This window comes from Vibrio sp. YT-16 (genome assembly GCF_033337405.1).
GTDB lineage: Bacteria > Pseudomonadota > Gammaproteobacteria > Enterobacterales > Vibrionaceae > Vibrio > Vibrio alginolyticus.
Map to the genome: position 1 here is coordinate 117,412 of NZ_JAWOQQ010000009.1, position 14,692 is coordinate 132,103.

11 protein-coding genes are annotated in these 14,692 nt (G+C 45.8%); 9 read left to right on the top strand and 2 right to left on the bottom strand.

Annotated elements, in window-relative coordinates; translation table 11 throughout:
- Positions 1–6 precede the first annotated feature (6 nt).
- Positions 7–825, bottom strand: coding sequence for a substrate-binding domain-containing protein (locus tag R7F07_RS15720; RefSeq protein ID WP_171342966.1), 819 nt, complete (start codon positions 823–825; stop codon positions 7–9).
- Positions 826–1,173: 348 nt separating this feature from the next.
- On the opposite strand from R7F07_RS15720, the gene R7F07_RS15725 reads away from it, so the two are divergent.
- From R7F07_RS15725 to R7F07_RS15735, 3 genes are all read left to right on the top strand, one after another.
- Positions 1,174–2,625, top strand: coding sequence for a sigma-54-dependent transcriptional regulator (locus R7F07_RS15725; protein ID WP_064353911.1), 1,452 nt, complete (start codon positions 1,174–1,176; stop codon positions 2,623–2,625).
- The gene (locus R7F07_RS15730; protein WP_171342965.1) at positions 2,615–4,654 is read left to right on the top strand and encodes a cache domain-containing protein; all 2,040 of its coding nucleotides are present in this window, start codon (positions 2,615–2,617) and stop codon (positions 4,652–4,654) included. Before R7F07_RS15725 ends, R7F07_RS15730 begins: the two co-directional genes overlap by 11 nt.
- A gap of 216 nt (positions 4,655–4,870) precedes the next feature.
- Positions 4,871–6,463: an ABC-F family ATPase gene (locus tag R7F07_RS15735; RefSeq protein WP_064368415.1), complete on the top strand. Its 1,593-nt coding sequence runs from the start codon at positions 4,871–4,873 to the stop codon at positions 6,461–6,463.
- 240 nt (positions 6,464–6,703) lie between these two features.
- On the opposite strand, the gene R7F07_RS15740 is transcribed toward R7F07_RS15735, so the two are convergent.
- Positions 6,704–7,528 carry a formate dehydrogenase accessory sulfurtransferase FdhD gene (locus R7F07_RS15740; RefSeq protein ID WP_017820681.1) on the bottom strand — a complete coding sequence of 275 codons (825 nt, stop codon included), beginning with the start codon at positions 7,526–7,528 and terminating at the stop codon, positions 6,704–6,706.
- A 323-nt stretch (positions 7,529–7,851) separates the two neighbouring features.
- Between R7F07_RS15740 and R7F07_RS15745 the strand changes: the two genes are divergently transcribed.
- From R7F07_RS15745 to R7F07_RS15770, 6 genes are all read left to right on the top strand, one after another.
- Complete coding sequence (locus tag R7F07_RS15745) at positions 7,852–8,316, top strand: DUF3305 domain-containing protein (RefSeq protein WP_005389514.1); 465 nt, start codon at positions 7,852–7,854, stop codon at positions 8,314–8,316.
- Positions 8,306–8,932: a DUF3306 domain-containing protein gene (locus R7F07_RS15750; protein WP_171342964.1), complete on the top strand. Its 627-nt coding sequence runs from the start codon at positions 8,306–8,308 to the stop codon at positions 8,930–8,932. The genes R7F07_RS15745 and R7F07_RS15750 overlap by 11 nt, the downstream gene beginning before the upstream one ends.
- Before the next feature lie 311 nt (positions 8,933–9,243).
- Positions 9,244–10,905, top strand: coding sequence for a 4Fe-4S dicluster domain-containing protein (locus R7F07_RS15755; RefSeq protein WP_005377546.1), 1,662 nt, complete (start codon positions 9,244–9,246; stop codon positions 10,903–10,905).
- Between the two features lie 9 nt (positions 10,906–10,914).
- Positions 10,915–11,541 (top strand): molecular chaperone, encoded by a 627-nt coding sequence (locus tag R7F07_RS15760; protein ID WP_017820684.1) that lies wholly within the window; start codon positions 10,915–10,917, stop codon positions 11,539–11,541.
- Between the two features lie 73 nt (positions 11,542–11,614).
- On the top strand, positions 11,615–11,815 hold the full coding sequence (locus R7F07_RS15765; RefSeq protein ID WP_005377542.1) for a twin-arginine translocation signal domain-containing protein: 201 nt from the start codon (positions 11,615–11,617) through the stop codon (positions 11,813–11,815).
- Between the two features lie 10 nt (positions 11,816–11,825).
- A complete protein-coding gene (locus tag R7F07_RS15770; protein ID WP_171342963.1) occupies positions 11,826–14,681 on the top strand; it encodes a formate dehydrogenase subunit alpha in 2,856 nt (951 codons plus the stop codon).
- Positions 14,682–14,692 lie beyond the last annotated feature (11 nt).

Below are 14,692 nucleotides of genomic sequence, written 5' to 3' on the forward strand. Positions count from 1 at the left end.
ATTGCGTTATTTGCTCTCAGCATTCGCAACAAACAGTTGTTTACCGTTTAGGCGGAAACCATTGATAAGTTCCTGTCCGCGAGGGTTTACCAACCAATCACTGAATGCCTTCGCACCTTGGTAGTTGATCGTTGGGTAACGCTCAGGGTTAACAAGAATAACTTGGTACGGGTTAAACAGTTTTTCATCGCCTTGGAACAGAATTTCTAGATCCAATTTGTTTTGGTAAGCCAGCCATGTGCCGCGGTCCGTCATGGTGTAGCCTTGCATTTCAGACGCCATGTTTAGAGTTGGGCCCATACCTTGACCTACGCTATGGTAGCCACCAAAGTTCGGTTCGATTTTAGTTTGAGCCCAGAAGCCCATTTCTTTTTTGTGCGTACCAGAATCATCGCCGCGAGAGATGAACGTTGCGTTTTTGTTTGCGATCTCTTTGAATACATCTAACACGCCTTCGTCATTTTTGATTGTTGCTGGGTCAGCTTTCGGGCCTACAATCACAAAGTCGTTGTACATTAGCTTGCGAGGTAAAACGCCGTAGCCTTTCTCGACAAATGCGCCTTCAGCTTTTGGTGCATGTGTCATCACCAAATCTACGTCACCGTTTTCGCCCATTTTTAAGGCTTTACCCGTACCTGCAGCAATAACATCGACTTTGTAGCCCGTGTCTTTTTCAAATTGTGGAAGTAGGTAATCAAGTAAACCTGAATGGTAAGTACTGGTTGTGGTTGCAAGGCGAACGTGTTCTCCGTCTTGAGCAGAAAACGCAGAGTAACTTACAAGCGTGATTGATGTTGCAGCCAGAGTTAGCGCAATTTTTTTCATTTTTATGTGTTCCTTTCCAATGATTCTTTGGAATCTCTCCAGGTTTTAGGGAGAAGCCTTTTTGGACGAGAGCGATTAGCGTAATACGCAAGTTGTCTTAGGGTGTTGGAATAAGCAAACATCAACATCCTGAGATCACTTAAATGCGCTCCGTATCCACCTTATAGCAAACAAGATATAGCAAACAAGATGCCAACCTTTTACAAGCTTAAAGTGCTTGGTTTATGCACTAAATCATGGGGTTATTTGCATAAAAGTTTGCGTTGGTACAAAATGTCGCACTTTTTGTAGGGTATCTCTGTTTAAACTTGGTACACTCTGTCCCATCGAAATCCATCTGGGGTAAATATGTCTACTCAATCCCATCTTAGTACAAACCAACAATATAGCGCCTTTTCCGTACTGGTCGTCGATGATGAATTAGGCATGCAAGCCATCTTGAAAAAGGCATTGGGTAAGCTTTTTTCACATGTCGATACAGCTGGTAGCATCGAAGAAGCAGAACAACTGCGTAATTCTCGACATTATGATCTGATCTTACTGGATATTAATCTGCCAGGGCGTTCTGGAATTGAGTGGGAAGAAGCGTTTGAAGATGATGACAAACGTGCCGATGTGATTTTTATGACGGGTTATGCGGATTTAGAAATTGCCATTCGAGCGCTACAGCTCGGTGCTTCCGACTTTATCCTCAAACCATTCAACCTTGAGCAGATGTTAAAAGCGGTCAGTCGCTGTATGGATCGCCGTTTGAACGAACGCATGCAGTACGCCATGACACGCGATTACCAACGTCACAATACCTCAGAGATCATCGGCGGCTCAGAAAAAACGCGTCTGCTTAAGCAACTTATTAACCAATTTGCACCATCACGTGCTTCTGTTTTGGTGGAAGGTGAGTCGGGTACGGGTAAAGAGCTAGTTGCACGAGGTATCCACCAGGCGAGTGGGCGAACGGGCCCGTTTGTGCCAATCAACTGCGGTGCGATTGCACCAGAGCTTTTAGAAAGTGAGTTATTTGGTCATACATCGGGCGCGTTTACCGGTGCAAAAAAATCGCGTGAAGGTTTGTTCCGTGTTGCGAACGGTGGCACCTTATTTCTTGACGAAATCGGGGAGATGCCACTTGCAATGCAGGCATCATTATTACGTGTGTTAGAGCAGCGTACGATTCGCCCTGTCGGTTCAGAAAGAGAGATCAGTATTGATGTCCGTATCGTAGCGGCAACCAACCGAAACCTGCAAGAAGAGGTCAATCAAGGTAATTTCCGCAGTGACCTCTATTACCGTTTAAACGTTCTGAAAATTGAAGTGTGTCCGCTGCGAGAGCGCAAAACCGACTTATTTGAGTTGGTGCCATTTTTCAGCAACATGCTGACGCGCGAGCTAGGTATGCCCGCGCCCAAATGGGCGCACGAGGACATGGAAGCCATGAGTGAGTACGATTGGCCGGGAAACATTCGTGAGCTGAAAAACTTGATTGAGCGTTGTATCTTGCTTGGCAAACCACCTGCACACTATTGGCGAGAGCTGAATGGCGGGCATTCACTGCCTAATGTATCGATTACTGTTTCTCACTCTGCTGAGTTACCAACCTTTAGAGAAGGCAAAGAATTTACTGGCGAAGGCTATCCAAACAGCTGGACGTTAAAAGAAGTCGAGAAAGCACATATTAAACAAGTCGTTAACTTGCATGAAGGCAATAAGTCTGCTGCTGCTCGTGACTTGGGCGTAGCTCGCAAGACCTTAGAACGTAAGTACAAAGAATGGGATTCTGAGGGTGAGGAATATGCCGACTAACGGCCCACAGCACAAAGGATTGTCAAAATGGACGCACCGTTTTAAAACCATGGTGCGTTATCGCTTGTTATTCTTAACCTCTGCGCCGATTTTCCTCACGTTGTTAGCTCTGATCGGCATTACCATTTATTGGTCTATTCATTACACGTGGCAAAATGCGCTGCTTGATGTCTCGGAACGTCTTGGTGTTGCAAATAACAGCGTAACGTTGTTACAGCAAAAGCAAGCCAATTACGTGCGGGCGTTTGCCGATTCGTACGATTTCCGTATTCGCATTAATCAAGGAACGCCACAAGGTGACCTGCAAAAGTGGGTCACAGAGCAGAAGAAAAGATATGCTTTAGATTTTCTCTCTTTCCAACGCGTTAATTCCATGGAAAACAAATTCCGCTTTATGGATCTCACCAAGCGCGAATCGTTTTTTGATGTACTCAATAAAGAAGAACTCGAACGCCTCGATCCTGAACTCGCCAAACGAGCAGAAGTGCCTATTCTTGCTGATGGTGACAGGGAGGTGCGTGGGTTAGTCAGTCGGACCGTGATTCCGGTATACAGCCAAGCGAACGATTTGATCGGCTTTCTTGATGGTGGTTTGCTCCTTAACAACAGCACAGTGCTGGTGGATCAAATCCGCGATCTCATTTACTTAAGTGATAATGACTGCCTTCGCCCTGTGGGTACGTTGACGGTATTTCTCGATGATTTGCGTGTGAGCACCAACGTTCCTTTAGACAGCGATCATAGGCTAGGGCGCGCCATAGGCACTCGCGTGAGTGCAGAAGTGTATAACCAAGTACTTTCGAAGGGTGAACAGTGGGTTGATCGCGCTTATGTGTATGACGCTTGGTATATTACGGCGTATCAACCAATCAAAGACCAATACGACAATGTTATTGGTATGCTTTATACGGGTTACCTCATGTGGCCATTCGTTAAAGCCTACATGACGAACATTGCCGAAATCAGCTTGATTACGGTTATGTTATTGCTGGTTTCCGGCGTGATGGTATATCGCGGTTCTTATGATCTGTTTCGACCGATCGAACGCATTCATAAAGTGGTGAAGCAGGTCCAACAAGGTAAAGAAAAACGGATTGGCCCGTTAGGATTAGATGCCGATCATGAACTTGCGCAGTTAGCCAGACAGTTTGATGATATGTTAGACGCGCTAGAAGAGCGCAAAATTGAACTGAAAAACTCCGCAGCTCAACTTGAATGCAAAGTTCAAGAGCGTACGGCAAGCCTGAGAGAAAAAACCCAAGATCTTGAACTGCATATTCAATTGCTCAACCAAACCCGCGACAAACTCGTTGTTCATGAAAAACTGGCAGCATTGGGAGAACTCACCGCGGGGATTGCTCACGAAATTAATAACCCAACCGCCGTGATTCTTGGCAACGTAGAATTGATCCATTTTGAATTGGGTGACGATGCAAGTCGAGTACAAGAGGAGATTGATGCGATTCACGCGCAAATTGATCGTATCCGCAATATCACACGCAGTTTATTGCAATACAGTCGCCAAGGCGGTGTTCAAGATGAAATCACTTGGCAACATGTCAATCCTATCATTGATGAAAGCATCACCTTGGTTAAAACTGGCACCAAGAAACGCGACGTTGAGTTTGTGACTGACCTACAAGCGCATACGTCCGTTGAGATAAACCGTCACCACTTGCTACAAATCTTAGTTAATTTGCAAATGAACGCCATTCACGCAATGAGCGGTAAAGGAACATTAACAGTAGTCAGTGAAGACTGGATTGAAGAGGGCGAAGTGAAAGGAGCCGCGATTCATGTTATCGATGAGGGCTGCGGTATTAAACCAGAAAACTTGGGTCGAATCTTCTCGCCATTTTACACAACGAAACGAGAAGGCACAGGGTTAGGGCTATCGGTCTCCCAAAGTATTCTCAGCCAAACGGGTGGTGAGTTAAAAGCAGAGTCTGAATGGGGAAAAGGCAGTAAATTCAGTATTTATTTACCTAAAAAAGCCGAACTGATCCTAGAGGTGACGAACATCGCTTAGTCACTTTTTTGAAGTATTAATGGAAAAAGAGCCACTGACAATAGTGGCTCTTTTTTGTATTTAATGACGCATTTATGTTTACGCTTTTGCTTCTTAGAAACCTTACAATGATTTCACTTGGAGTGAATTAATAAAAACAACACTTGCAGTATGTAGCATGAACAAGTACCGTTGCCCGGTTTTTCTAAATACACCCCAATTGCTAAGGTAAAGGTTTTGATCTCCACAGCGAATATTACTCAACAATTCGGCGCTAAGCCGCTATTCGAAAACATTTCAGTTAAGTTCGGCGAAGGCAATCGCTACGGCTTAATTGGAGCTAACGGTTGTGGTAAATCAACCTTTATGAAGATCCTCAGCGGCGAGCTTGAGCAAACCAGCGGTAACGTAAGCTACGATCCAAACGAGCGCGTTGCAAAACTGAACCAGGACCAGTTCGCTTACGAAGAATTTACGGTAATCGATACCGTCATCATGGGTCATAAAGAGCTATGGGAAGTGAAGAAAGAGCGTGACCGCATTTACTCACTTGCTGAAATGAGCGAAGAAGACGGCATGAAAGTGGCTGACTTAGAAGTTCAGTTTGCTGAAATGGACGGCTACATGGCAGAAGCCAAAGCGGGTGAGCTTCTTCTTGCTGTAGGTATTCCAATGGAACAACACTTCGGTCTAATGAGTGAAGTTGCACCGGGTTGGAAACTTCGTGTGCTTCTAGCTCAGGTTCTATTCGCAGACCCAGATGTGATGCTTCTTGACGAACCAACCAACAACTTGGATATGGACACTATCCGTTGGTTGGAAGACACGCTAAACGCACGTAACTGCACAATGATCATCATCTCGCACGACCGTCACTTCCTAAACTCAGTATGTACGCACATGGCTGATTTGGATTACGGTGAGCTACGTGTTTACCCAGGTAACTACGATGAGTACATGACGGCGGCTTCTCAAGCTCGCGAACGTCTACTAAACGACAACGCGAAGAAGAAAGCACAAATCGCTGAGCTACAAACGTTCGTTGCTCGTTTCTCTGCAAACGCATCGAAAGCAAAACAAGCGACATCTCGTGCTAAGCAAATCGACAAGATCAAACTGGATGAAGTTAAAGCGTCTAGCCGTCAAAACCCATTCATTCGTTTCGAACAGTCGAAAGAGCTGTTCCGTAACGCTCTGATTGTTGAAAACCTAAGCCAAGGATTCGAAGAGGACTTGTTCTCAGACTTCAATGCAATTTTTGAAGTGGGTGAGCGCGTTGCGATCATCGGTGAGAACGGTGTGGGTAAAACAACACTTCTAAACACGCTTGCTGGTGTGCTTGAACCGCGTGCGGGTGAGTACAAATGGTCTGAAAATGCAAACATCGGTTACTACGCGCAAGACCACGCGCATGACTTTGCAGAAGACATGAACCTAACGGATTGGATGGGTCAATGGCGTCAAGAAGGTGATGACGAGCAAGTCGTTCGTGGTTTCCTTGGTCGTATGCTGTTTGGTCAAGATGACATTAAGAAGTCAGTAAAAGTACTGTCTGGTGGTGAGCAAGGTCGTATGCTGCTTGGTAAGCTAATGATGCACAAGCCAAACATGCTGCTAATGGACGAACCAACCAACCACATGGACATGGAATCGATCGAATCTTTGAACACGGCGCTTGAGCAATACAAAGGCACGTTGTTCTTCGTCTCTCACGACCGTGTATTCGTAGACTCACTAGCAACGCGTATTATCGAAATCCGCGATGGTAAAATCACAGACTTTAAAGGCACTTACTCTGAGTTCCTAAAATCTCGTGGTGTTGACGCGTAATTACTCGCAAAGCGTTTAAAAAGCAAAAGCCTCGCTATTTAGCGAGGCTTTTTTGATATTTGGCCTTAATCCTTAAACTGACCTGTTATATACGCATAGAGCCCGACTACGCCAAAGGTAATAATCATAGAAAGCATGATACCGCTGGGCGTAAGCAGAAAATTCCACAATTGGTCATTATTCATAGTCCACATCCTCTGTGAATCCGCATTATTGGTTTTAGTTTACACTGAAAAGGTGTTATTGGTTGCCTTTTACATCAAATTCAACCTTGTCGGCTCCTGTAAACACTTGGAAGCGCAAACCTTTCGCACGCGCAATGGTTGTAATACCAAATTGCTTCGCTAGATCTAACCCCATTTGAGTAACGCCAGAGCGAGAAAGCAGAACAGGAATGCCCATTTGAGCCACTTTAATCACCATCTCTGATGTAAGGCGACCTGTTGTGTAGAAAATTTTATCTTCACCTGTTTCTTCTTTGAGCCACATCTCACCTGCAAGTGTATCCACTGCGTTGTGACGGCCGACATCTTCCACAAATGATAACACCTCATTACCTTTGCAAACCGCACAGCCGTGTACTGCGCCCGCTTTTTTGTAGGTGTCGTTGTAATGGGTTAACGCTTCCAGCGCAGAATAAATTTCTGACTGCTTAAGAGGAACTTGAGGCACTTGATAATTTTCAAGCTGCTTCATCACGTTGCCATACATAGTGCCTTGGCCACAACCTGAGGTGACGGTTTTCTTTTTCAGGGCGCCTTCTAAGTGCTCAGTGTTTTCTTTAGTAATCACCGCTGCGGAATGCGTTTCCCAGTCAATAATAACGGATTCAATCGCGGCTGGATCGGACAGGAAGCTTTGGTTTTTTAAATAACCCAGTACTAGTGCTTCTGGACGCGAACCCAGCGTCATGAGCGTGACCACTTCTTTCCAGTTCAGCATGACCGTAAGAGGACGCTCGCAAGCGATTTGCTTTGTCAGTTTTTCGCCGTACTCGTCGTACACATCGACTTCAATGGTTTGCAGGGGATTTTCACTGGTTTTAATAATGTTTGGTTTCAGCACAGTCGTGTCCTAGTGATTAAGAGCGTTAGGTTGCTACGCATTTTAGCTCTTTAAGTGGCTAGCAAATCTCATTCCAAAATAGCGGTTCCCACAGAAATTGCGAGGTTTTATGTCAACAATGCATTAAAACTGCGAGTTCGCAGTAATGACACATCAATACATTTGAGTTTCGTCTAGTTTGGTACTTATAGCCTGAGGGAGTATATAGACTAAGTTATATCAGCTTGGCGCGTTTATTGCTTCGAAGACAATAAAAATGGTCGAAAACGGGGGCAAAATGTCCTGTGTGTTTTCAGACCAAAAATAGAAAGACTGGGTGAGTTATGTCGGATAAGAAAGATTTCGAAAAAAATTACGAAAAGACTGAGGATACATGGCCAATCGGCGTAGAGCTTGTTGAGCATGAGATCAGTACAGGGATTTGGGTGACAACCCAATGGCAGTTGACAGGATTTGCGCTGAATCCGACGGAAGAGACTCCAGATGTTTGTCTGTTGCAATTACATAAAGACGAGCGTACAGACTACCGTTTTAACTTAAGCTCTCAGCAACCTAAACTCTTTTTAGTGATGGATAACGTCGAGTCTGGTGAAAAACCAGCGATACAGCTACTGACGGCCTCACAATCTGTTGCGGCGCAATATATGGATGGTGATAACCTTGTACTATCTAACGATATGCCGTTAGCCGTTCAGGCTTGGATGGAAGCCTTTATTGGTCGTCACGGTGAGTTGTTAGAAGTAAGACGCAAGAAACGCAAAGGAGCAGGCAGAGCAAATGGCAACTAGTTTTTTAAGCCGTTGGTCGAAACGTAAACTAGAAGAATCTTCCCAACATGCTGAAGAGATCACGCCGATAGCAGAGACGGAACAATCCGAAGATAGTGTCACAGCGCTTTCAAACGCTGACGAAAGCTTAGATACTTTGAACGTCAATGAGGATAGTCAGGCTCCAGACATTACCGCGAGTGTAGAGACTGAAAAAACCGAAGAAATGTCTGTGGCGCAACTGCTGGTTTCTGAAGCTTCAGAAAGCGTTAAGAAAGCTGCGCTGCGCAAAATGTTCTTGTCCGAAGAATTTAACGTGCGTGACGGCCTAGACGATTACGATGATGATTACAGTAACTTAAAGTCACTTTCTCAAGACGTCGCTGAGACGCTGCGTGATTGGGTTAAAGATAAAGTGGAAGACGAACCAGACGCTGAAACTGCGCAAGGGTCTGAGCTTAACGCTAACGATATCGCATCTGAGGTAGTTGAAGACGCAGAGTCAAACACCGACAAAAGTGGCCAAATTACTCAAGATGAAAATAAACTGTATATAAATACAGTATCTGGCGAAAGTGATACTTTTGCTGAAGAATCACAGCCTAACGAGGTGAGACAAAATATACCACATAAATAATAGGTACATTTTGACTAAACACTCAATGAGCCGGCTGAGACAAAATGTCTCAACCGGTTTTTTTATCCCTACTATTTGTCAGTAAAATTGATAACCTATTGATTTTAAGTTGATATTTTATTGGCATGACACTTGCTATTTGTTGCTCAATACCAATCTGGTTGAAGTTAGTACGGACGCACTGCGTAGTATTCATCGCCTATAGATGGCGGAATAAGAATTCTCATTGATAAGTTAATCAGCAGAATCTCCGGCGCTAACTACACTAAGAGATGGAAAAGACTATCCATGTTCATAAATGGAATTGAGCAATGCTGAAACAATTATTAGAACAAGCAACTTCCAATAACGGTAAAGCGAGGCTGTACGCTTTCGAAAATACCGTAGAGTTGACCAATCTTATTCCACCAACCGTAAGCTATGAAAGCGGCGGTAATACTTTGATTGTGGGCCCAACAGCAATCATCGAAAGTGCGGCAGCGCAATTGTCGCAAATGAACAGCCTAACGCTGCTTTCTACCGATGGCGAAAAGGGCACAAATCCCGAGCTTTATTACGCCAATTCGGTTCAGGTTTCAGGGTTCTTAGGTACGTTTGAAGTTCTGATTGAAAATCATGGTTTGACCAACAACCTTGCCAAGGTCGCGACCAATAGCGATTGTTTCGATATCGTACTCGATCTTTGCCTTAACAGCTGCATGTCGGAAGAAGTCCCAGTACCGGGCTACTACCCAGTAGGTCGTGGCTATCCGAAACTGGCTGAAGCGTTGGAAGAGATTCCAACCTTAATGGGGACGTTCGATAAACCGAAATTCTTCCGTTTAGATACCGATTTATGTGCACACAGCTCTCGTGGCGTAAAAGGTTGCGAACGGTGTGTGGATGCTTGTCCGGCAGGGGCACTATCGAGTGAAGGCAGCGACAGAACGGGCCATCGCATCGAGATCAACCCATACCTATGTCAAGGCGTGGGTACTTGTGCTACAGCGTGTCCGACAGAAGCGATTCATTACGCACTGCCAAACCCTGAAGATACGCAAAAGTTTATTGAACGTACGCTCGCCAACTATGAGCAAGCGGGTGGTTTAGATCCTATCGTATTGATTTGTAGTTCTCGCCACGAGAGCTACAACGTGATGGCACTAAAAGCACTGCCAGATAATGTGATTCCAATTGTGGTGGAAGAACTGCCTTCGGTTGGTATTGATACTTGGTTCGCCGCGCTTGTGAATGGTGCTACTCAGGTGCTGTTTGCGGCTTCACGTTTTATGCCTCAAACCATTATTCGTGTGCTTAATAGCGAAGTAGGTATTGCTCAAGAGCTGCTCGGTCAGCTTGGTATCGCCAAAGAAACCATCGACATTCTGTATCTAGAGTCACTACGTGAAGGTGCTCCGACACTTTGTACTGAGTCTTTTGATTTGGCATTAGGTGATTTGCAAGGTAACAAACGTCAGCGTCTATTTACGGCGTTGGATGCGTTGTCCGCATCACGTATTCCAGTTGAGAACATTGTTGAACTTCCAGCGAACGCACCTTACGGCACAGTCTCTTGTGAAAGTAAAGGTTGTACGTTGTGTATGAGCTGTGTGGCGGTGTGTCCAACACGTGCATTGCATACGGACGGTCGATCTCCGTCACTTAAATTCGTCGAGCAAGACTGCATTCAATGTGGGCTGTGCGAGAAAGCGTGTCCAGAGAAAGTGCTGACGCTTACTCCTCGTATGAACTGGGTGAAAGAAGAACGCCAGAAAGCGGTTGTGATTCATGAAGAAAAGGCAGCCGAGTGCATTCGTTGTCACAAGCCTTTTGCTCCGCAATCGATGATCGACATGCTACAAAACAAGTTACGCGGTCACTCTCATTTCTCTGATGAAGCGGCGATCAATCGTATCGCGATGTGTGAAGACTGCCGTGTGATCGACATGTTTGAGTCGATGGCAGAAGACCCAATGAAACAACTGAAATACTAGGAGCTCGCAGTGGACACACAACAAGAACAAACACTGAGAACAGACATTTATCTCGTACTATCTGCACTTTTTCGTAGTGCGCCTAGTGATGAAATGCTGGCGTTCCTGAAGTCGCTAGAAATTGAACCGTCTGAGAGCGCGATGCAAAAAGCTTGGCTCGCACTGCAACAAGCCGCGAACGAAGCGCAGCGAGAAGCGTTAGAAGAAGAATATCAAGATCTGTTTATTGGCATTGGACGTGGTGAAGTTGTGCCATTCGGATCTTGGCATCGCACTGGCTCGATGATGGAAAAACCGTTAGCGGAAATTCGTCGCGATTTGGATCTTTTAGGCATCGAACGAGAAGAGAACGTGAAAGAGCCTGAAGACCATATTTCTGCACTGTGCGAAGTGATGGCAATGCTGACAGGTGAAGAGGAAGAACTTCAACAAGCGGTGTTTAACAAACACATCGCCCCTTGGTTCCAATCTTTTACGCGCCAACTAGAGAGCGCAGAAAGCGTGAATTTCTACAAGCCAGCTGCACAGCTTTGCGATGCGTTTTTAACGTTAGAGCAAGTGCGCTTTAGCGTGAACACCAAAAGCAGTAAGAACAAATTAAAAATTGATGTGAAAAACGTCACTGATTACGAGTAATCGAGCAGTACTTGGTCATATCGATAGAGAGGCATGAGTCTCCAAAGATCTACCGTAAGGTAAGGAAGCAATGATGAAAGATAATAAAGAAATAAACACAAGCCGTAGGGATCTCCTAAAAGGCTTCACAACCGCTGCCGTTGCCGGTGCTGTTGTTGCGGGAACCACGAAAGTGGCCGTTGCTTCAGAAACGGTTGAGCCTTCTGAAAACGACGTGAAGAAGAAAGGGTATCGTGAAACTCAACACATTCGCGATTACTACGACACACTTTAGGAGATAACGGATGAAACTTGTCAAACGCTCCGACAGTGTGAGCAAAGAAACGAACCAGCTTGGCGTATCTCGTCGTGCATTCATGAAAAACACTTCGCTTGCCGCTGGTGGCGCAGTGGTTGGTGCTAGTCTATTCGCACCGGGAATGATGAAAAAAGCGCAAGCAAAATCAGTCGATCCAGAAGCGAAAACAGAAGTAAAACGTACTATCTGTTCTCACTGTTCAGTGGGTTGTGGTATTTACGCAGAAGTTCAAAATGGTGTTTGGACGGGGCAAGAGCCTGCATTCGACCACCCATTTAACGCCGGTGGTCACTGTGCAAAAGGCGCAGCATTGCGTGAACATGGTCACGGTGAGCGCCGTCTTAAATACCCAATGAAGCTTGAAAACGGTAAGTGGAAAAAGCTTTCTTGGGATCAAGCGATCGAAGAAATCGGTAACAAGGTGATGGACATCCGCAAAGAGTCTGGCCCTGATTCGGTTTACTTCTTGGGAAGCGCAAAGCACAGCAACGAACAAGCGTACTTGTTCCGCAAAATGGCATCACTTTGGGGCACTAACAACGTTGACCACCAAGCGCGTATTTGTCACTCAACAACCGTGGCGGGTGTAGCGAACACTTGGGGTTACGGTGCGATGACCAACTCTTTCAATGACATGCACAACTGTAAGTCGATGCTGTTCATTGGTTCAAACCCAGCTGAAGCACACCCAGTAGCGATGCAGCACATTCTGATCGCGAAAGAGAAGAACAACTGTAAGATCGTCGTAGCGGATCCTCGTCGTACGCGTACGGCAGCAAAATCGGATCACTATGTCTCACTTCGTCCTGGTTCTGACGTAGCATTCATTTGGGGTGTGTTGTGGCACATCTTCGAAAACCAATGGGAAGATAAAGAATTCATCCGTCAACGTGTATTCGGTATGGATGAAATCCGTGCTGAAGTAGCGAAGTGGACGCCAGCAGAAGTTGAGCGTGTAACAGGCGTAAGCGAAGAAGACGTTTACCAAACAGCAAAACTGCTTTCTGAAAATCGCCCAGGCTGTATTGTTTGGTGTATGGGTGGTACTCAGCATACTACTGGTAACAACAACACACGTGCTTACTGTGTGCTTGAGCTAGCGCTTGGTAACATTGGTAAATCAGGCGGCGGCGCAAACATCTTCCGTGGTCACGATAACGTACAAGGCGCGACCGACCTAGGCGTACTTTCTGACACGCTACCGGGTTACTACGGCCTTTCTGAAGGTGCTTGGCGTCACTGGTCAAAAGTGTGGGAAATCGATTACGAATGGATTAAAGGTCGTTTCGATGACAACGCTTACGGTGGTCAAAAACCAATGAATAGTGCAGGTATTCCTGTATCTCGTTGGGTGGATGGCGTACTGGAAAACAAAGACAACATTCGTCAACGCGAAAACATCCGTGCAATGTTCTACTGGGGTCATGCAGTGAACTCTCAAACACGTGGTGTTGAGATGAAAAAAGCGATGCAGAAGTTGGACATGATGGTGATTGTGGACCCATACCCAACTGTTGCTGCGGTAATGAACGACCGTACCGACGGCGTTTACTTGCTTCCTGCAACAACGCAGTTTGAAACATACGGCAGTGTTACCGCTTCTAACCGCTCTCTACAATGGCGTGATCAGGTGATTGAACCTTTGTTCGAATCAAAACCAGACCATGAAATCATGTACCTGCTTTCGAAGAAACTGGGCTATTCCGATCTTCTGTTCAAAAACATCCGTGTTGAAAACAACCAGCCGGTGATTGAAGACCTAACGCGTGAATTCAACAAAGGCATGTGGACGATTGGTTACACAGGCCAAAGCCCAGAGCGTTTGAAAGCGCACCAACAAAACTGGCATACGTTCCACAAAACCACATTAGAAGCGGAAGGTGGCCCTGTCAACGGTGAAACCTACGGTCTACCTTGGCCATGTTGGGGTACACCGGAAATGAAACACCCAGGCACACACATTCTGTACGATACGTCTAAGACGGTTGCAGAAGGTGGCGGTAACTTCCGTACGCGCTTTGGTGTGGAATTCGAAGGCAAGAGCCTTCTTGCAGAAGACAGTTATTCGAAAGGCTGTGAAATCAAAGACGGTTACCCAGAGTTCACTGACAAGTTGTTGAAACAACTTGGTTGGTGGGACGACCTAACTGCTGAAGAGAAAGTGGCAGCAGAGGGTAAAAACTGGAAGACTGACCTTTCTGGCGGTATTCAGCGTGTCGCGATCAAGCACGGTTGTATCCCATTTGGTAACGCGAAAGCGCGTGCGATTGTTTGGACGTTCCCAGACCGCGTACCACTGCATCGTGAACCACTGTACACACCACGTCGTGACCTTGTAACGGATTACCCAACTTGGGATGACAAAGATGCAATCTTCCGTGTTCCTACGTTGTATAAATCAATTCAAGAGCAAGACAAATCGGGCGAGTACCCAATCGTTCTGACTTCTGGCCGTCTGGTCGAATACGAAGGTGGTGGTGAAGAGACGCGTTCAAACCCTTGGCTTGCCGAGCTTCAACAAGAAATGTTTGTTGAAGTAAACCCGAAAGACGCGAACGATCTTGGCTTTAGAGATGGTGATGATGTTTGGGTTGAAGGTGCAGAGAAGGGACGAATCAAGGTGAAAGCGATGGTTACACGTCGTGTGAAACCTGGCTTGGCGTTCATTCCATTCCACTTTGGCGGTAAGTTCGAAGGTGAAGACCTACGTCCTAAATACCCAGAAGGTACACAGCCTTACGTTGTTGGCGAATCGGCTAACACGGCAACCACTTACGGTTACGACCCGGTTACCTTGATGCAGGAAACCAAAGTAACCCTATGTAACATTCGTAAAGCGTAAGGAGTCAGACA